General features: G+C 60.5%; 16 protein-coding genes, 3 tRNA genes and 2 pseudogenes. 4 read left to right on the forward strand and 17 right to left on the reverse strand.

Annotation, left to right across the window (positions count from 1 at the left end):
• Nucleotides 1-18: 18 nt before the first annotated feature.
• Genes ACVW0Y_RS20150 through ACVW0Y_RS20170 form a run of 5 tightly spaced genes read right to left on the reverse strand, consistent with a single transcriptional unit; the run spans nucleotide 19 to nucleotide 4643 of the window.
• Nucleotides 19-837: an SDR family oxidoreductase gene (locus ACVW0Y_RS20150; RefSeq protein WP_457440844.1), complete on the reverse strand. Its 819-nt coding sequence runs from the start codon at nucleotides 835-837 to the stop codon at nucleotides 19-21.
• Nucleotides 838-886: 49 nt separating this feature from the next.
• Complete coding sequence (locus ACVW0Y_RS20155; RefSeq protein ID WP_457440846.1) at nucleotides 887-1777, reverse strand: SMP-30/gluconolactonase/LRE family protein; 891 nt, start codon at nucleotides 1775-1777, stop codon at nucleotides 887-889.
• A 28-nt stretch (nucleotides 1778-1805) separates the two neighbouring features.
• Nucleotides 1806-2954 (reverse strand): galactonate dehydratase, encoded by a 1149-nt coding sequence (gene dgoD, locus ACVW0Y_RS20160; RefSeq protein WP_457440848.1) that lies wholly within the window; start codon nucleotides 2952-2954, stop codon nucleotides 1806-1808.
• A 56-nt stretch (nucleotides 2955-3010) separates the two neighbouring features.
• Complete coding sequence (locus tag ACVW0Y_RS20165; RefSeq protein WP_457440850.1) at nucleotides 3011-3631, reverse strand: 2-dehydro-3-deoxy-6-phosphogalactonate aldolase; 621 nt, start codon at nucleotides 3629-3631, stop codon at nucleotides 3011-3013.
• A gap of 13 nt (nucleotides 3632-3644) precedes the next feature.
• The gene (locus ACVW0Y_RS20170) at nucleotides 3645-4643 is read right to left on the reverse strand and encodes a 2-dehydro-3-deoxygalactonokinase (RefSeq protein ID WP_457440852.1); all 999 of its coding nucleotides are present in this window, start codon (nucleotides 4641-4643) and stop codon (nucleotides 3645-3647) included.
• Nucleotides 4644-5030: 387 nt separating this feature from the next.
• On the opposite strand from ACVW0Y_RS20170, the gene ACVW0Y_RS20175 reads away from it, so the two are divergent.
• Entirely contained in the window at nucleotides 5031-5306 is a 276-nt protein-coding gene (locus ACVW0Y_RS20175) for a BrnT family toxin (protein WP_457440854.1), read from the forward strand.
• A 3-nt stretch (nucleotides 5307-5309) separates the two neighbouring features.
• A complete protein-coding gene (locus ACVW0Y_RS20180; protein WP_457440857.1) occupies nucleotides 5310-5720 on the forward strand; it encodes a BrnA antitoxin family protein in 411 nt (136 codons plus the stop codon).
• A 104-nt stretch (nucleotides 5721-5824) separates the two neighbouring features.
• Here the strand turns inward: ACVW0Y_RS20180 and ACVW0Y_RS20185 are convergent.
• The 3 genes from ACVW0Y_RS20185 to ACVW0Y_RS20195 form a co-directional block, all read right to left on the reverse strand.
• Nucleotides 5825-5909 (reverse strand) — tRNA-Leu (locus tag ACVW0Y_RS20185).
• 54 nt (nucleotides 5910-5963) lie between these two features.
• Nucleotides 5964-6039, reverse strand: a tRNA-His gene (locus ACVW0Y_RS20190).
• A gap of 50 nt (nucleotides 6040-6089) precedes the next feature.
• Nucleotides 6090-6166 (reverse strand) — tRNA-Arg (locus ACVW0Y_RS20195).
• 187 nt (nucleotides 6167-6353) lie between these two features.
• Here ACVW0Y_RS20195 and folD point away from each other — a divergent pair.
• Nucleotides 6354-7208 carry a bifunctional methylenetetrahydrofolate dehydrogenase/methenyltetrahydrofolate cyclohydrolase FolD gene (gene folD / locus ACVW0Y_RS20200; RefSeq protein ID WP_457440859.1) on the forward strand — a complete coding sequence of 285 codons (855 nt, stop codon included), beginning with the start codon at nucleotides 6354-6356 and terminating at the stop codon, nucleotides 7206-7208.
• A 249-nt stretch (nucleotides 7209-7457) separates the two neighbouring features.
• Here the strand turns inward: folD and ACVW0Y_RS20205 are convergent, their stop codons facing one another.
• From ACVW0Y_RS20205 to ACVW0Y_RS20230, 6 genes are all read right to left on the reverse strand, one after another.
• Nucleotides 7458-9200, reverse strand: coding sequence for an ABC transporter substrate-binding protein (locus tag ACVW0Y_RS20205; protein WP_457440861.1), 1743 nt, complete (start codon nucleotides 9198-9200; stop codon nucleotides 7458-7460).
• Nucleotides 9201-9282: 82 nt separating this feature from the next.
• The gene (locus ACVW0Y_RS20210; protein ID WP_457440863.1) at nucleotides 9283-9555 is read right to left on the reverse strand and encodes a DUF2160 domain-containing protein; all 273 of its coding nucleotides are present in this window, start codon (nucleotides 9553-9555) and stop codon (nucleotides 9283-9285) included.
• Nucleotides 9556-9565: 10 nt separating this feature from the next.
• Nucleotides 9566-10366, reverse strand: a complete 801-nt coding sequence (locus tag ACVW0Y_RS20215; protein ID WP_457440865.1) for a carbohydrate ABC transporter permease — start codon at nucleotides 10364-10366, stop codon at nucleotides 9566-9568.
• A gap of 8 nt (nucleotides 10367-10374) precedes the next feature.
• The gene (locus tag ACVW0Y_RS20220; RefSeq protein ID WP_457440866.1) at nucleotides 10375-11238 is read right to left on the reverse strand and encodes a carbohydrate ABC transporter permease; all 864 of its coding nucleotides are present in this window, start codon (nucleotides 11236-11238) and stop codon (nucleotides 10375-10377) included.
• Nucleotides 11235-12344: an ABC transporter ATP-binding protein gene (locus tag ACVW0Y_RS20225; protein ID WP_457440868.1), complete on the reverse strand. Its 1110-nt coding sequence runs from the start codon at nucleotides 12342-12344 to the stop codon at nucleotides 11235-11237. Before ACVW0Y_RS20225 ends, ACVW0Y_RS20220 begins: the two co-directional genes overlap by 4 nt.
• Complete coding sequence (locus tag ACVW0Y_RS20230) at nucleotides 12344-13438, reverse strand: ABC transporter ATP-binding protein (protein ID WP_457440871.1); 1095 nt, start codon at nucleotides 13436-13438, stop codon at nucleotides 12344-12346. The genes ACVW0Y_RS20225 and ACVW0Y_RS20230 overlap by 1 nt, the downstream gene beginning before the upstream one ends.
• A gap of 293 nt (nucleotides 13439-13731) precedes the next feature.
• Here ACVW0Y_RS20230 and ACVW0Y_RS20235 point away from each other — a divergent pair, with 293 nt between their 5' ends.
• Nucleotides 13732-15582 (forward strand): sigma-54-dependent Fis family transcriptional regulator, encoded by a 1851-nt coding sequence (locus ACVW0Y_RS20235; protein ID WP_457440872.1) that lies wholly within the window; start codon nucleotides 13732-13734, stop codon nucleotides 15580-15582.
• Between the two features lie 111 nt (nucleotides 15583-15693).
• Here ACVW0Y_RS20235 and ACVW0Y_RS20240 read toward each other — a convergent pair whose 3' ends face one another.
• From ACVW0Y_RS20240 to ACVW0Y_RS20250, 3 genes and pseudogenes are all read right to left on the reverse strand, one after another.
• Entirely contained in the window at nucleotides 15694-17202 is a 1509-nt protein-coding gene (locus tag ACVW0Y_RS20240) for a flavin-containing monooxygenase (RefSeq protein ID WP_457440874.1), read from the reverse strand.
• Nucleotides 17203-17540: 338 nt separating this feature from the next.
• Nucleotides 17541-17618: pseudogene (locus ACVW0Y_RS20245) on the reverse strand (orotidine-5'-phosphate decarboxylase); the annotation flags it as partial.
• Nucleotides 17619-17749: 131 nt separating this feature from the next.
• Nucleotides 17750-17827 (reverse strand): annotated as a pseudogene (locus tag ACVW0Y_RS20250) (orotidine-5'-phosphate decarboxylase); the annotation flags it as partial.
• Between the last annotated feature and the right edge of the window lie 203 nt (nucleotides 17828-18030).

An 18030-nucleotide genomic window follows, 5' to 3' on the forward strand; every position in this document is an offset into this window, starting at 1 on the left:
TTCCGGCGGGCAACGGCGTCAGTCGTGGTACATCACGGAGCGGCCACCATCGATCATCAGGCAGGTGGCATTGATAAAAGGCGCCTCGTCGGTCGCCAGAAACAACGCCGACATGGCCACCTCAACCGGCTGACCAATACGACGTGGTGGATGCAGGTCGAACGCGCGCTGGCGCTCGGCGTGGGGGTCGTCGAAAGCGTTCCAGTAATCGACGTTGAGCTGGGTTTCGATATAACCCGGGGCGATGGCATTGACCCTAATGCCCTTTGGCGCGTACTCGACGCCCAGGGCCCGGGTCAGACCGAGCAGGCCATGCTTGGCCACCGGGTAGGGAAAACAGCCGGGAATGATGTGACTGGAATGGGTGGAGGCAATATTGATGATGTTGCCGATGCCCTGCTCGATCATATGCGGCAGCACCGCACGACAGCCGTACCAGGCACCGTCGAGGTCAATGGCAAAGCAGCGCCGCCAGTCTTCGTCGCTCATCTGCAGCGGGTCGCGAAACACATTCACCCCGGCGCAGTTGACCAGCACATCCACCCGCCCGAAGCGCTCGATGGTCATATCGACCAGCGCCTGCCATTGGCTCTTGTCGGTAATATCCACGCCCTGGGCGAACACCTCGGCACCACGATCACGCCAGTGGGCCGCCACGCCCTGCACCTTTTCCGCCTGGATATCGGCGATCACCAGGCGCGCCTGCTGGGCCTGGAAGCAGGCGACTATCGCCTCGCCAATACCCTGGGCGGCACCGGTCACAATCACCACTTTGCCCTTCAGGCGCTCGCCATAAATCGGCTCCGGCACGGGTGGCAAGGTCAAGGGTTGAGCCATTTGAAACACTCCTGTGTCACGGTGCAGAGCACCATCAATTGCGGTTGGGTCAGCCTGCGAAACGCTGACAAGGCACACCACGCACATCCGTCTGCGCCATCAGCACGGCACCATCCAAAGAGTTTTCGGCCAGGTAAGGGTCGCCGGCCGGGCGCGCGCTGGTGACATACAAGGTGCTCAGGTCGGCACCACCGAACACGCAACTGGTGGGGTATTTCACCGGCAGCTCAACCACCCGATCGAGACGCCCATCGGGGGCGTAGCGCAGCAGGCAACCGCCTTGCCAGCGGGCATTCCAGACGTAGCCCTGACTGTCCATCGCCGAACCATCCGGCACGCCACAGGACGAAGACTCCGCCCAGATCCGCCGCTCACCGAGCTGGCCTTGCGGGTTAATGGCATAGGCATACAGCTCGCCGTCGAGGCTGTCGGCGCAATACAGCTCGGTACCCGCGGCGTTCCATAGCAAGGTGTTGACGATGCCCTGGCTCTCCAGCAAGGGCGTGACCTGGCCATTGCTCTCCAGGCGAAACAGCCCGCCGGAGCGCCGAGTGATCGGCAGATCGCTGCCATCAGCGGCGATATTGTTCTGCATGCTGCCCAGCCACAGCCGGCCCTGAACATCGCAACGGGCCTCGTTGGCACGGTTGCCGCTGACCGGGTCGACCACACACAGCAGCGTCAGCGCCGGCTGCTCGACGGGTGAGGCCAGGTCAAGCCGATAAACCCCGCTGGCCAGGGTCACCAGCGCATCACCGCGCTCACAGGGGATAAAAGCCGACACCACCTCCGGCATCCGCCAGTGCTGCAGCCGGCCGTGCGCCCAACGACAGGCCAGACGCCCCGGAATATCCACCCAGAACAGCGCCTGGGTGGCACCATCCCAGAACGGCCCCTCGGCCAGTTTGAAACCTGTGTCGGTCAATGCCTGCCAATGCATGGCTGCCCTCCTCGGCCGCTCGCGGCGCTTACCATTCGGCAAAACTGCCATCGGCATGCCGCCAGATCGGGTTGCGCCAGCGATGACCCACCGCCGCCCGTTCGATCACATAGGCCTCATTGATTTCAATACCCAGGCCCGGGCCGTTGGGAATCTTCACCATGCCCTGCTCGTAATCGAACACGCCGGGGTCCTTGAGGTAATCCAGCAAGTCGTTGCTTTCGTTGTAATGGATACCCAGGCTCTGCTCCTGGATAAAAGCGTTGTAGCAAGCGGCGTCCAACTGCAGGCAGGCAGCCAGGGCTATCGGCCCCAGCGGGCAATGCAGGGCCAGCGCCACGTCATAGGCTTCGGCCATATTGGCGATCTTGCGGGTCTCGGTAATGCCGCCGGCATGGGAGGCATCGGGCTGAATGATGTCGACGTAGCCTTCGCTGAGCACCCGCTTGAAATCCCAACGCGAAAACAGCCGCTCGCCGAGGGCAATGGGGGTGTTGGTCAGCGGTGCCAGCTCTTTCAGCGCTTCGTAGTTTTCGCTGAGCACCGGCTCTTCGATAAACATCAGCTTGAAGGCGTCCAGCTCCTTCATCAGCACCTTGGCCATCGGTTTGTGCACACGGCCATGGAAGTCCACGCCAATGCCGACGTTCGGCCCTACCGCATCGCGCACAGCGGCGACGTTCTGCAAGGCCAGGTCGACCTTGGCGAAGCTGTCGACGAACTGCAGCTCTTCGGTGCCGTTCATCTTCACCGCAGTGAAGCCACGCGATACCGCCTCTTTGGCAGCGCGAGCGGTGTCCGCCGGGCGGTCGCCACCAATCCAGGAATACACGCGGATCTTGTCGCGCACCTGACCGCCCAAGAGGTCGCTGACCGAGACGCCGAGGGCCTTGCCCTTGATATCCCACAACGCCTGATCGATACCGGCCAGAGCGCTCATATGAATCGGCCCACCGCGGTAAAAGCCGCCGCGGTAGAGCACCGTCCAGATGTCTTCGATATTTCTCGGGTCTTTGCCGATGAGGTAATCGGACAGTTCCTCGACCGCCGCCGCTACAGTATGGGCGCGGCCTTCCACCACCGGCTCGCCCCAACCGGTGACGCCCTGGTCGGTTTCCACCTTGAGAAAGCACCAGCGTGGCGGAACGATAAACGTGGTCAATTTGGTGATTTTCATCTTCTTGTCTCTTTTATCTGATGTGCCGACCCGTACGCCGGGCGGCCGAAAATCGCTTAAACCAATGCCTTCCAGGCAGCCACATAGGCGGCGGCATTCACCGCCACCTGCGTGGCACTCATCCCCGGCTTGAACAAGCCCGAGCCCAGGCCGAAGCCCTTCACCCCAGCCTCTATAAATGCCTGCATATTGGTCGGTGAAATGCCGCCCACCGGTAGCAAAACCGTACCCGCCGGCAGCACCGCCAACCATGCCTTGACCAGCGCCGGCGACATCTGTTCCGCGGGGAACAACTTGAGCACATCGGCACCTTCGGCCAGCGCCGCAAAGGCCTCGGTCGGGGTAGCCACGCCGGGTGCCAGAAACAGGCCGGCAGTCTTGGCCGCGCGCAGCACCAGCGGGTCGCCATGGGGCATCACGATCACCTGGCCACCGGCCGCCTTCACCGCCTCCACCTGCTGCGCCGACAGCACTGTGCCCGCACCGATCAGGCAATCGGCGGGCAGTGCGTCCCGCAGAATACGGATACTTTCAAACGGCTGCGGCGAGTTGAGCGGCACCTCGATAACGCGAAAACCGGCGGCATACAGCACCTCGCCAATGGCCTGCGCTTCATAGGGCTGCAGCCCGCGCAAAATTGCGATCAAACCGTTTTCTGCCAATGCCTGCTGCAACATGACCAGCCTCGCTTCAGACGGAAAAAGAGGAAGTTACCGACAATAGCCCGGCAGCCTCAGCCAGGTACCACAGGCCCCGTTCAGCCGCCTGCTCAGCCAGACTCACGGAGGCAAAACCGCAGGCAGCCAGTGCCCGGCTATAGCGTTGGCACAGGGGATAGTTACCGATCAGCAGAACCGCCGGTAGCGGCGCATCGATATGGCGTTGGCGCAGGCTGTTGGCCAGGGCGTGCAGCTCATGGCCTATCAACAGGCCAGAGAGGTAATCCGGCTGAGCTTGCGCCGTCAGCATGCCGGTAAGACCCAGGGTACGTGCGCTGAACAGGGTCGACAGCGGGCCGATGGCACCCTCGCGAGACAGCGCCACCTGCACGCCGCGATCAAACGCCTCGGCGTCGAACAATGCACCGCGTTGCTGGGTACGACCGAGGATGCTGTGCTCGCTGAGCACCGCGAACAGCTCGCCGGTCATAAAGGTGTCGAAATGGAGGATGCAGCGGTCGGCGACTTCCACCCATTTCGAGTGACTACCCGGCAAACCGATCAACAGGGTGGCCTCGGCCTGCATAGGCAGATGAGCAAGGGCACCAAGCACCTGGGTTTCTTCGCCGCGCATCACATTGGGCAAGCGCGAACGTTGAATGACACCAGGGACGATATGAATAAGGCTGCCGCGCACGCTGCGCACAGTCACCAACCCATGTCCCAGGCGGGTGACATTGGCTGGCGTATCGCAGTAGGTCGCCTCGCGCCAGCCCTGAGCGCTGCCGACCATGCCGCAGGCAATTACCGGCAGATGGGGTTCGGCATCCAGCCAATCACCACAGGCCTCATCAAACGCCAGCTCGAAGCCATCGCTGCATAACTCCCCCGCCACCAGACGAGCGGCCTTGGGCAGCTGCATGATCCCGGCATTGAGCGTGCGCGCTTGCAGCACCGTGGCGTCGGCGCCAAGCCGATAGGCGCGCAATGTCGTGGTACCCCAATCGAGGGCGATTAACTGAGCCTGCATCGCTTCACCTGAATTGTTTTTGGGAGTGAGTGCGTAACAGCGAGTGAGGCTGACTATAGAACGAGGCGTACAAAAATCTCAACATATATATTTCAATCCCATATTTAGGGATACAGAAAAAAGACCTTCGCACCTCCACCGCCACGTCGAGACCAAAAAAAGCGCCAAAAACAAGAGAGAGACCACTCAAACATCGGGCCGATGCAGCACGAGACCCAGCCACGCCTGGACGCCACGCACCAATCGATTTGCGCAAATAGGGCCTGCAGCACTTGCGCTGCATCGAGGAGCCACTTCGGTCGCGAACCACTGCGCCTTGTCGGCGCTAAACGTCCATCCGTCTAGATGCTCCAACCCAATCACCTAAATACATATCTGATATGCATAATGGCATTCACTATCCAATTTGATCCGGTAAAAGCACGAATCAACCTGAGGAAGCACGGCATAGGTTTGGCCGATGCCGCGTCGGTTCTGAACGACGCAAACGCTCTGACCCTGGAGGATGATCTCTATGACGAAAAGCGCTGGATAACCCTTGGCGAGGATGGAACAGGACGGCTGCTGGTGGTGGTCTACACATATCGGAACCCCGACTACGTGAGATTGATCTCCGCCCGCAAGGCCGAACCCCGAGAGATTCAACAGTATTACGGTGGGTGAACCATGAAAGATCTATACGATTTCAGCGATGCCAAACGCGGTGCCGTAGCCCCCAGCAAAGGCAAGACGCGCATCACCATCATGCTTGACGATGCCGTTCTGGACGCCGCCCGGCAACGCGCCGAGAGCGAAGGCACGGGCTATCAAACCCTGATCAATCGCCTGCTGAAAGAAGCGCTCTGCGCGCCCGACGGCGACGCCCAACAAGCAACCCTGCAGGAAATTCTCACCACCCTGCTCACCCTGAGCAAAGGCCAGGAAGCCCTGGAAGCGAAACTCGACCGAGACACAAAGACCAACGCTCAGCCAGGCGCAGCACTGCAACGCTACAGCCGCGAAGAGAGCGTGCAGTTGCAAGTACGGGAAACTGCCGCAGAGATGAACACAGGGAAAAAACCACGCGCCAAACCTTAGCGGTCAAAGCGGGAATTTTTCAAAACGCAGAAACAGAAAAAGCCGCACTAGGCGGCTTTTCTATTGGCTTCGCGAAACTCAGCGGAAGTCGGCGAAACTATGTTTGGTGCGGACGGAGAGACTCGAACTCTCACGCCTTGCGGCGCTGGAACCTAAATCCAGTGTGTCTACCAATTCCACCACGTCCGCGGAGCTTTGAAGCAAAGACGCCAGACTGGTTAAGGTCTGGCGTCTTTTCGAATATGGGGTGGACGAAGGGGATCGAACCCTCGACAACGGGAGTCACAATCCCGTGCTCTACCAACTGAGCTACGCCCACCATCTTGCGTTGTTGCTGCTTTACTGCGCTTGTATTGCCAAACAGCCTGATGGCGTGCCCGGCAGGACTCGAACCTGCGACCATCCGCTTAGAAGGCGGATGCTCTATCCAGCTGAGCTACGGGCACTTGGCTGTGCTCGACAAGCGGGGCGAATGTTATAGACGAGCTCGGCACTCGTCAACACTAAAACGTAAAAAATTCAGTGAGATAAAGGAGTTACGGGAAAATGCTGACCACCTGCCTTTGCCCGCCCGGCTGGTCATGCGAGAATGCGCGTCCTTTTTCAATCATTTCCGATGGTTAACCAAGCGTCATGACCGCACAACTTATCGACGGCAAGGCGATCGCCGCTAGCCTGCGCAAGCAGATCGCCCAACGTGTCGCCGAACGCAGCGAGCAAGGTCTCCGTACCCCTGGCCTGGCTGTGATCCTGGTAGGCAGCGATCCCGCATCGCAGGTGTATGTTTCGCACAAGCGCAAAGACTGCGAAGAAGTCGGCTTTCTCTCCCACGCCTACGATCTGCCAGCCAGCACCGGCCAGGACGAGCTGCGTGAGCTGATCGACCGCCTCAATGATGACGCCACCATCGATGGCATCCTTCTGCAATTGCCGCTGCCAGAGCACCTGGACGCCTCGCAACTGCTCGAGCGCATCCGCCCAGACAAAGATGTCGACGGCTTTCACCCCTTCAATATCGGCCGCCTGGCCCAGCGCATTCCGCTGCTACGCCCCTGCACGCCGAAAGGCATCATGACCCTGCTGGCCAGCACTGGTGTCGATCTGTATGGCATGGATGCGGTGATTGTCGGCGCTTCCAATATCGTCGGTCGGCCGATGGCCATGGAGCTGCTTCTGGCTGGCTGCACCGTGACCGTCACCCACCGTTTCACCAAAGACCTCGCCGGCCACGTTGGCCGTGCCGATCTGGTGGTAGTGGCCGCCGGTAAACCTGGCCTGGTCAAAGGTGAGTGGATCAAGCCGGGCGCCATCGTTATCGACGTCGGCATCAACCGCCAGGAAGACGGCAAGCTGGTGGGCGACGTGGTGTATGACACCGCCCTGCCCCGCGCTGGCTGGATCACCCCGGTGCCAGGCGGCGTAGGCCCGATGACCCGTGCCTGCCTGCTGGAAAACACCCTGTACGCGGCTGAGCATTTGCACGACTGATGATCGCAATGTTGGGCTTCGCTTTGCTCAACCCAGCCTACCCCTGATCAGCCGCGATGCTCTTAAAGATCAAAGGCATCGCGGCTAAAGCCCCTCCCACAAAAATCGCATCACCCTGTGGGAGCGACTTCAGCCGCAACTCCTGGAAAGGCGAGGTCAAGAGCATCGCGGCTGAAGCCGCTCCTACAGGTTTGGCGACAGGCATAAAAAACGGCACCTTGAGGTGCCGTTTTTTGTTTCCGCTAACGCTTACTTACGCGCCGCTTCCCACTGTTTCAACAGCTCGTTGTAGTTAACGGTTTCGCCTTTGGGCTTCTCGTTAGCCAGTTTCGGCTTCGGTGCGCCCGGCTGATCGAACCAGTACTGCGCATCCTTTTCCGGGTTCATTTTCGGACCGCAGACTGGCTGCACTTTCGAGCGTTCAAGACGGGTCATGATCGCGTCCTGATCCTTGGCCAGGCCATCCAGGGCTTCCTGCGGGGTCTTCTCGCCACTGGCCGCTTCCGAGATATGGCTCCACCACAGCTGCGCCAGGCGCGGGTAGTCCGGCACGTTGGTACCGGTGGGCGTCCATTGCACGCGGGCCGGGCTGCGGTAGAACTCCACCAGGCCGCCGAGCTTGGGTGCCATATCGGTCATGGCTTGCGAGTTGATATCCGATTCACGAATCGGCGTCAGGCCCAGAATGGTCTTCTTCAGCGAGACGGTTTTCGAGGTCACGAACTGTGCGTACAGCCAGGCGGCCAGACGCTGTTTCTCCGGGGTGGATTTGAGGAAGGTCCAAGAACCTACGTCCTGATAACCAAGCTTCATGCCCTCTTCCCAGTACGGACCACGAGGCGACGGTGCCATCCGCCATTTCGGCGTGCCGTCGGCATTCACCACCGGCAGGCCCGGCTTGGTCATATCGGCGGTAAAGGCGGTGTACCAGAATATCTGCTGGGCAATGTTGCCTTGCGCCGGCACCGGGCCGGACTCGGAGAAGGTCATGCCCTGCGCTTCAGGCGGCGCGTAGGCGCGCATCCAGTCCACGTATTTCTGCGTGGCGAATACCGCAGCCGGACCGTTGGTGTCGCCACCCCGGGTGACGCTGGAACCTACCGGGTGGCAGTCCTCCACGCGAATGCCCCACTCGTCCACCGGTAGCCCGTTGGGCAGGCCCTTGTCACCACCGCCAGCCATGGAGAACCAGGCATCGGTGAAGCGCCAGCCCAGGGATGGGTCTTTCTTGCCGTAGTCCATGTGGCCATAGACGCGCTTGCCGTCGATTTCCTTGACGTCTTCGCTGAAGAACTTGGCAATGTCTTCATAGGCCGACCAGTTCACCGGCACGCCCAGCTCATAGCCGTACTTCTCTTTGAACTTGGCTTTCAGTTCCGGACGCTCGAACCAGTCGGCGCGGAACCAGTAAAGGTTGGCGAACTGCTGGTCCGGCAACTGATAGATCTTGCCGTCCGGCGCGGTGGTGAACGACAGGCCGATAAAGTCTTTCAAGTCCAGGGTTGGCGAGGTGAAGTTCTTGCCCTCGTTGGCCATCAGATCGGTGATCGACTCGGTCTTGCCGTAGCGAAAGTGCGTACCGATCAGGTCGGAGTCATTCACCCAGCCGTCGTAGATGTTCTTGTCCGACTGCATCTGGGTCTGCAGTTTTTCCACTACATCGCCTTCTTGCAGCAGGTCGTGGGTAAGCTCGATCCCGGTGATTTCAGTGAACGCCTTGGCCAGCACCTTGGACTCGTACTCGTGGGTGGTCAGGGTTTCCGACACCACGTTGATCTTCATGCCGCGGAACGGCTCGGCGGCCTTGATAAACCACTTCAGTTCTTCGAGCTGCTGCTCGGGCGTCAGGGTGGACGGCTTGAACTCCGCACCTATCCATTTTTTCGCCGCGTCTTCGTAAGCATCTGCCCAGGCCGTCGCACTCAGGCCACTCAGGGCGAATATCGCCGCCAACGTCACGCTATGTCGCAGTTTGTTGTTTTTGTTGAACATAGACACCTCCTGGTAATTATTAGGTGGGACACCAAGCACCGCGGGGTCGGACACAGCAAGGCAGCTCCGTCCCGCCCGCCGGCTACCCCCAACGCATCACAGCCAACAGCCACACCAGGGACAGCGCACTCGCCACCCAGATGCTCCATTCAGTCGCGCCAATCACCAGCAGATGCAGGTAAGCGCTTCCGAGAAGACCAATAAACAGGCGATCGCCACGGGTGGTGGCAATCGGTAGAAATCCACGGCGCTCCACGCAGGGTGAGCGCAGCTCCCACACCGTCATGCCCGCCAGCAGCACGGCAATGGCACCGAAAAATGCGGCGGTCGGGGTCGTCCAGGCCATCCATTCCATCGTCAGTTCCTCACACCCGGCCCAGGGCAAAGCCCTTGGCTACATGGTTACGCACAAACCAGATCACCAGCATGCCCGGCAAAATGGTCAGCACCCCGGCGGCGGCCAGCACGCCCCAGTCGATACCCGAGGCCGACACGGTGCGGGTCATTACCGCCGCAATCGGCTTGGCGTTTACCGAGGTCAGGGTGCGCGCCAGCAACAGCTCGACCCAAGAGAACATGAAGCAGAAAAACGCCGTCACGCCGATGCCCGAGCCAATCAGCGGGATAAAAATCTTGGCGAAAAATTTCGGGAAGCTGTAACCGTCGATATAGGCCGTTTCATCGATTTCTTTCGGCACACCGGACATAAAGCCCTCGAGAATCCATACCGCCAGCGGCACGTTGAACAGGCAGTGCGCCAGGGCCACGGCAATGTGCGTATCAAACAGGCCAATCGAGGAATACAGCTGAAAGAACGGCAGCAGAAACACCGCCGGGGGGGCCATGCGGTTGGTCAGCAGCCAGAAGAACAGATGCTTGTCGCCGAGAAAGCGATAGCGGGAAAACGCATAGGCCGCCGGCAACGCCACGGTCAGCGAAATCACCGTGTTCAGACTCACGTAATACAGCGAGTTGAGGTAGCCGGTGTACCAACTGGGGTCGGTGAAAATCACATGGTAGTTGGCAAAGGTGAAGTTGCTTGGCCACAGGCTCAGGCCGCCGAGAATCTCGTTATTGGTCTTGAACGACATGTTCAGCAGCCAATAGATCGGCACCAGCAAAAACAGAATATAGAGCACCAGCAGCACTTTTTTTCTAAGTGTCATGGTCGGCCTCAGCGGTTTTTATCGTTGTGGGTCATGGCGGTGTAGAACACCCACGACACCAACAGAATGATCAGGAAGTACACCAGCGAAAATGCCGCCGCCGGGCCCAGGTCGAATTGGCCGATGGCCATTTGCGTCAGGGTCTGGCTGAGAAAAGTGGTGGCATTGCCCGGCCCGCCGCCGGTGAGCACAAAGGGCTCGGTGTAGATCATGAAGCTGTCCATAAAGCGCAGCATCACCGCGATCAGCAGCACGCTTTTCAGCTTGGGCAACTGGATATGACGGAACACTGCCCAGGCCGAAGCGCGGTCGATACGCGCGGCCTGGTAATACACATCCGGAATCGCCCGCAGCCCCGAGTAGCAGAGCAGCGCCACCAGTGAAGTCCAGTGCCACACGTCCATGATCAGCACCGTGGCCCAGGCATCGCCGGTATTGGCCGCGTAGTTATAGGAGATGCCCAGCTTGTTGAGGGTCCAGCCCATCAGGCCGATATCGGCGCGGCCGAAAATCTGCCAGATGGTGCCCACCACGTTCCATGGAATGAGCAGCGGAATGGCCAGCACGATCAGCACCAGCGAGGCCATCTTGCCCTTGGTCGGCATGCACAGGGCGATGCCGATACCCAATGGAATTTCGATCAGCAACACACAAGCCGAATAGATGAACTGGCGCAGCAGCGAGTCGTGCAAACGCTGATCGGCCAATACCTGGCGATACCAGTCGGCACCCACGAAGTAGCGGCTGGACTGATCGAAGATGTCCTGCAGCGAGTAGTTCACCACCGTCATCATCGGCACGATGGCGCTGAAGGCCACCAGCAGAAACACCGGCAGCACCAGAAACCAGGCCTTGTTGTTTTGCACCTTCATGGCGTCACCTCTGCCTGACCATCAACCAAGTACTCATCGGCATACACCATCAGCCACTGCGCCGGAAAACTCAGGTACACCTGCTGCTGCGGCACCGGCTGATCTTCCTGCAGGCGCACTTTCAGCTGCTGGCCATCGAGGTTGAGGGTGAGGATCTTGTAGGTACCCAGGTCCTCGACATGCTGCACCTCGCCACACAGGGCATCGTCGTAAGGGCCATCCCAGATATGGATAAACTCCGGGCGAATGCCCACTTTCAAGCTGGCGTCCGGCAGTGCGGCCAGGCGCTGATTGAGCGTGGCACTCAACGGCAACACGGTGTTGGCAAACCGCACCCCGCCCTCGCAGCGGGTGACGTCGATCAGGTTCATGCCCGGGCTACCAATAAAGTAGCCAACAAAGGTGTGGCTCGGCCGCTCGAACAACTCGCGCGGCGTGCCGAACTGCACAATCTGCCCGCCATACATCACCGCAATCTTGTCGGCGAAGGTCGAGGCCTCCAGCTGATCGTGGGTGACGTACACCATGGTGATATTGAACTGCTCGTGAATCTGCTTGAGCTTGCGGCGCAGCTTCCACTTCAGGTGCGGGTCGATCACCGTCAGCGGCTCATCGAACAGAATCGCCGACACATCGTCACGCACCAGCCCGCGGCCCATCGACACCTTCTGCTTCTCGTCGGCAGTAAGGTTCTTGGCCTTTTTGTGCAGTAGCGGGTGCAGGTCCAGCACCTCGGCAATCTCATTGACCTTGCTCAGCACCTTGGCTTCGCTCATACCCTGGTTGCGCAGGGGAAAGGCCAGGTTGTCGAACACCGTCATGGTGTCGTACACCACCGGAAACTGGAAAACCTGAGCGATATTGCGCTCTTCCGGCGGTAGCAGATTGACCACCTTGCCATCGAACTGCACCTCGCCCTCGGACGGGCTGAGCAGCCCGGAAATAATGTTCAGCAGGGTCGACTTGCCGCAGCCCGATGGCCCCAGCAAAGCATAGGCACCGCCCTGCTCCCAGATATGGTTCATCTCGCGTATCGCGTAATCGTCCGGCCCGTTGGGAGTTTTGCTGTAGCTGTGGGCCAGGTGGTGCAAACGGATCTCGGCCATCAGGCAACCCTCCCGATACGGCGGCTGGGGGCCTGGATCAGGTGGCCATCGGCAGCAAACACAAACAGCTTGTGGGTGGGGATATAGATGAGGATCGAGGTATCCACGTCGTACTCGTGCACCCCGGGCAAATGCAACACCAGCACAAACTGCTCGTTGCGCACATGCAGAAAGGTTTCCGAACCGCTGATTTCCGCCAGCTCCACGGTTACCGCCAACTCCAGATCATCGTCATTGCTCGGCACCAGACCGATATGGCTGGGGCGCACGCCAAAGCGGTACTCACCTTCGCCAATACTTTGCAGATCCGGGTTCAGCGGAAAATGCACCGCCTCGGCAAAACTCACCTCGGTGCCACTGATGCGCCCCGGCATCAGATTGATCGGCGGCTCGGAAAACAGCTCGGCAGCCAACACCTGCTGGGGGCGGTGATAAACGTCGGCGGTCTTGCCACTCTGCACCACACGGCCCTCATGCAAGATGGTGGTGGTGCCGCCCAGGGCCAGGGCTTCGTTGGGTTCGGTGGTGGCGTAAATGGCGATGGTATGGCGCGCGGCAAACAGCTCGCGCATTTCCTGGCGCAGCTCCTCGCGCAGCTTGTAATCGAGGTTCACCAACGGCTCGTCGAACAGAATCAGTGAGGCGTCTTTGACCAGCGCGCGAGCCATGGCGGTGCGCTGCTGCTGGCCGCCGGAGAGCTCCAGCGGGTAGCGCTTGAGCAGCGCGTCGATGCGCAGCATCTTTGCCGTGGCATGCACTTTGTCGATGATTTCGGCGTCTTTGAAACCGGCCTGGCGCAGCGGCGAGGCGATGTTTTCGAACACCGTCAGGGTTGGGTAGTTGATGAACTGCTGGTAGACCATCGACACATTGCGCTTGCGCACCGGCACGTTGGTCATATCCGCGCCATTCATCAGAATGCGGCCGCTATTGGGTTTGTCCAGGCCGGCCATCAGGCGCATCAGGCTGGTTTTGCCGGATAGCGTGCGGCCCAGCAGCACATTGAACGAACCGGGTTCGAAGCTGAGGCAGGCATCGTCAATATGGCTGATGCCATCGACGACCCTGGTCACATGCTCAAGGGTCAAAGACATAAAGCGTCCTTTTATTGTTGTTCTTGGCGGCCTGGCGCGGCCTTTGCCATCTCCTAGAGCGAGTTCTATGCCAACCGCCGAGCGCTGGACGCAACTCCTTGTTTATCAAGGCATTGAACAGCGACAAGCGCCACTAACAGAAATGCCCGTGAACAGCCTTGAACACTCAAACGTGAACAACTGAACAGTGCGCTGTGTTGACTTTGAACAGTCATGAACGACACTGAACCGACCCGGCGCAGACCGGTCGATAGCTGGCTGAGAATAAAAATAAAACCAAGCGAGACCCTCTCATGGCTGAAGCCGCCCTGCCCCACGACACCATCATTCAGGACTCTTGGACGCGCTGCCGCAGCTTCGGCCTCACGCACCAGAGCACGCCGGTGTTTACCCAGCCCAGCCCCGGCGAAGTCTCGGCCCTGCTGGAAAGCCAGCAGGCGCTGGTGCAAACCACCCATAAAGAAGTGCTGCCGTACTACGGCAATATCCTGGCGAACTCCAACTGCCTGATCATGCTGGCCGACAACCAGGGCCAGGTGCTGCAAAGCTGGGGCGATCAACGTTTTATCGAGCCCAACCATGCCGCCGGTTTTGTCGCCGGCGCCAGCTGGCTGGAGCGCTACACCGGCACCAACGCCATCGGCACGGCCTTGAGCTGCGCGCAGCCGGTGCATATCCAGCACGACGAACACTTCCTCAAAGCCAACCGTTTCATGACCGGTTCGGCCTCACCGATCTTCAATGAACAGCGGCAGATGATCGCCGTGCTCGATGTGTCCAGCGACAGCTACCTGCCGCCCTCCCACACCCTGGGCATGGTGAAGATGATGAGCCAGTCGGTGGAAAACCGGCTGATCCTCAACCTGTTCCAGCAGCGCTATTTCCAGCTCACCTTCAACACCAGCCTGAACAACCTCGACAGCCCCTGGGCCGGTCTGGTGGTGTTCGATGAGCAAGGTCAGGTGGTGTCGGCCAACCGCCGCGCCGACAGCCTGCTGGGCATCAGCCTGGCGGCGGTGACTATCGAAAGCCTGTTCGATATTCCCCTGCAGCAACTGCTCAACCAGCCGCAGGATCTGCCCTTCAACCTGCGCGCCGGCGGGCGTTTCCGCTTCCATGCGCAGGTCCGCCGCCCGCAGCAACCGATCCCGATCCAGGCCCGCGACTTCCGCCCCGCGCCCCTTGCCGAAGCGCCAAGCAAACCGGCGCCAAGCCCCTTTACCCTGGCCGCCATCAGCCTGGGCGACCCGCGCGTAGACAAAGCCGTGCGTCAGGCCGAACGACTGCTGGAAAAAGACATTCCGATTCTGGTGTATGGCGAAACCGGAGTGGGCAAAGAGGTCTTCGTCAAAGCCCTGCACCAGGCCAGCTCCCGCGCCCAGCAAAGCCTGATCGCGGTGAACTGCGCGGCGATCCCGGCGGATCTGGTGGAGTCGGAACTGTTCGGCTACGAAAAAGGTGCCTTCACCGGTGCCAACCAGAAAGGCAGCATCGGCCTGATCCGCAAGGCCCACAAAGGCACGCTGTTTCTCGATGAAGTCGGTGACATGCCGTTGCGGGTGCAGGCGCGCCTGCTGCGGGTTTTGCAGGAACGCTGCGTGCAGCCCCTGGGTAGCAGCGAGCTGTACCCCGTGGATATCCGCCTGATCTCCGCCACCAACCGCGCCCTGCGCCAGGACGTGGACAGCGGGCTGTTCCGCCCGGACCTCTACTACCGCATCAGCGGCCTCAACCTGGAACTGCCACCGCTCCGCGAACGCACCGACAAACAGGCGATGATCCAGCGCCTGTGGGACCACCATCGCGAACCCTATCAATGGGCCGGGCTAAGCACCGAGGTAATGGAACTGCTGCTGCGCCACCCCTGGCCCGGCAACCTGCGTCAGCTCAGCAGCGTGCTGCAGATCGCCCTGGCGATGGCCGACGACCAGCCGATTCGCGCCGAGCATTTGCCCGATGATTTTTTTGCCGATTTGCCCATGGGCGATGCACCGAAGGTGGTGGAATACCCAAGGGTCGGCGATGGGGATTTGAAGAGTCAGTACGAACAGTGCGGCGGGAATATCTCCCACCTGGCGAGGCATTTGGGGCTTAGCCGCAATACCTTGTACAAGCGCTTGCGGGAACAGGGCGTGAAGGTGTGATCGTCCTTCAACGCCCTGCGTAGGCACCGCTTCAGTCGCGATGCTGTTGATCTCGCCGTTTCCAGGGATCGCGGCTAAAGCCGCTCCTACGAAAATCAACAGCTCGCAGAATTACGCCGCCGACGCCGCGCGCTCCACCACCCGCGGCGCCATGCCTAACGCCGGATCGCGGCGAAAGGTCAGGGTGCCGTCTTCCAACGCCGAATAGCGCAGGTTGAACAGGTCGAGGATGTAGTTCTGCTTGAGCTGCCACGGCGCACCTGGGCCCTGTTTCGGCAGCACGTCGGCGGCGCGCAGCACATAGCCGGCCGAGATATCCAGCAGCGGGCGTTTCTCCGTCGAACGGGAAAGATGCCGGGCCACGCACATCTTGTAGCCGTTCTCGTCCATATAGCTCAACACCCGGCATACATAGCGCGAAGCCAGGTCCGAACGCAGGGTCCAGGAGGCGTTGGTGTAGCCGACGCACAGGGCGAAGTTGGGCACATTGCTGAGCATCATGCCCTTGTAGGCCAGGGTGTCGCCGATCTGCACCGGTGTGCCGTCCACTTCCAGGGTCATGCCGCCGCAGGCCTGCAGCTTGAGGCCGGTGGCGGTGATGATGATGTCCGCTGGCAACTGCGCACCGGAACGCAGGCGAATGCCGGTTTCGGTAAAGCTGTCGATCTGCTCGGTAACCATCTCGGCCTTGCCGCTTTTCAGCGCCTTGAACAGATCACCGTTGGGCACCATGCACAGGCGTTGATCCCAGGGCTGGTACTGCGGATTGAAATGGGTGTCCACCGCATAGCCGGCGGGCAGCTCGCGTTTCACCCCGAAGCGCAACAGCTTGCGCGCCAGGTTGGGTGCCCGACGGCAGAACTGGAAGAAACCCTGAGTGAGCAACACATTCTTCCAGCGCGCCAGGCTATGGGCGCGGTGTTCGGAGAGGTGCCTGCGGAAGAAATCGGCAATCGCGTCCCTGGCTGGCAGCGAGGTGATATAGCTGGGCGAGCGCTGCAGCATGGTGACCTTGCGCGCTTGCTCGGCCATCGCCGGCACCAGGGTCACGGCGGTGGCACCGCTGCCGATCACCACCACGTTCTTGTCGGTGTAATCGAGGTTATCCGGCCACTTCTGCGGATGAATCAGCTGCCCTTTGAACTGCTCGCTGCCCGGGAATTCCGGGCTGTAGCCGCCGGCGTAGTCGTAGTAGCCGCTGCACACATACAGGAAATTCGCCCGGTAGGTGCTCAGCGCCCCGCTTTCCGGGTGCTGCACCTGCACCGTCCACAAGGCGTCATGGGACGACCAGCACGCCGACCTGACCAGCTGCTTGAAGCGGATGTGCTGATCGATGCCGGCTTCGCGGGCGGTGTCTTTGATGTACTGCAGAATCGAGGCGCCGTCGGCAATCGCCTTGGCTTCTTGCCAGGGGCGGAACGGGTAGCCCAGGGTGAACATATCGGAGTCCGAACGCAGCCCCGGATAACGGAACAGGTCCCAGGTGCCGCCGATTTCGGCACGGCCTTCAAGAATGGCGTAGCGCTTGTTCGGACACAGGGTCTGCAGCCGGTAGGCCGCACCAATCCCTGATAAACCTGCGCCAACAATCAATACGTCGAACTGTTCGGTAGCCATAGCGCACTCCGTTTTGCCTGCTCGCAGCCCTAGCTACGGCATGGCTTTCTTGTTCTAAACCCCGGTGGCAACGCACACCGCCAGAGCCCGATAGTGACCAGCTTCACTTTTTACGTGTTCCACGAAGAGCATAGCCAGCCTAAAGCGGTCAGCTACAACGAAAGTACGGAAAAAGGCGGAAATGTCGTTAATCGGGCGTTAGAAGTAACCACTGTCTTCACATGCAGACCACTGTCGTCCCAGCGCAGGCTGGGACCCAGGCTGGTGAGTCGTACGACCGATTTCGCCCCCTTCGAGATTCTGGGTCCCAGCCTACGCTGGGACGACGGTGTGCAGGCCTAAGCCAGCTCGGCCACCACAGCCGCCAGCGCCTGGGCCGGGCTTGCCGCCTGGCTGATCGGGCGACCGATTACCAGACCACCGTATTCACAAGTAAACCACTGTCGTCCCAGCGCAGGCTGGGACCCAGACCGGTGAGTCGTACGACCGATTTCGCTCCCTTCGAGATTCTGGGTCCCAGCCTGCGCTGGGACGACGGTGTGCAGGCCTAAGCCAGCTCGGCCACCACCGCTGCCAGCGCCTGGGCCGGGCTTGCCGCCTGGCTGATCGGGGGACCGATTACCAGACCACCGTATTCACAAGTAAACCACTGTCGTCCCAGCGCAGGCTGGGACCCAGGCTGGTGTGTCGTACGACCGATTTCGTTCCCTTCGAGATTCTGGGTCCCAGCCTACGCTGGGACGACGGTGTGCAGGCCTAAGCCAGCTCGGCCACCACCGCTGCCAGCGCCTGGGCCGGGCTTGCCGCCTGGCTGATCGGGGGACCGAT

It is taken from the genome of Pseudomonas sp. TE3786 (assembly GCF_054057335.1).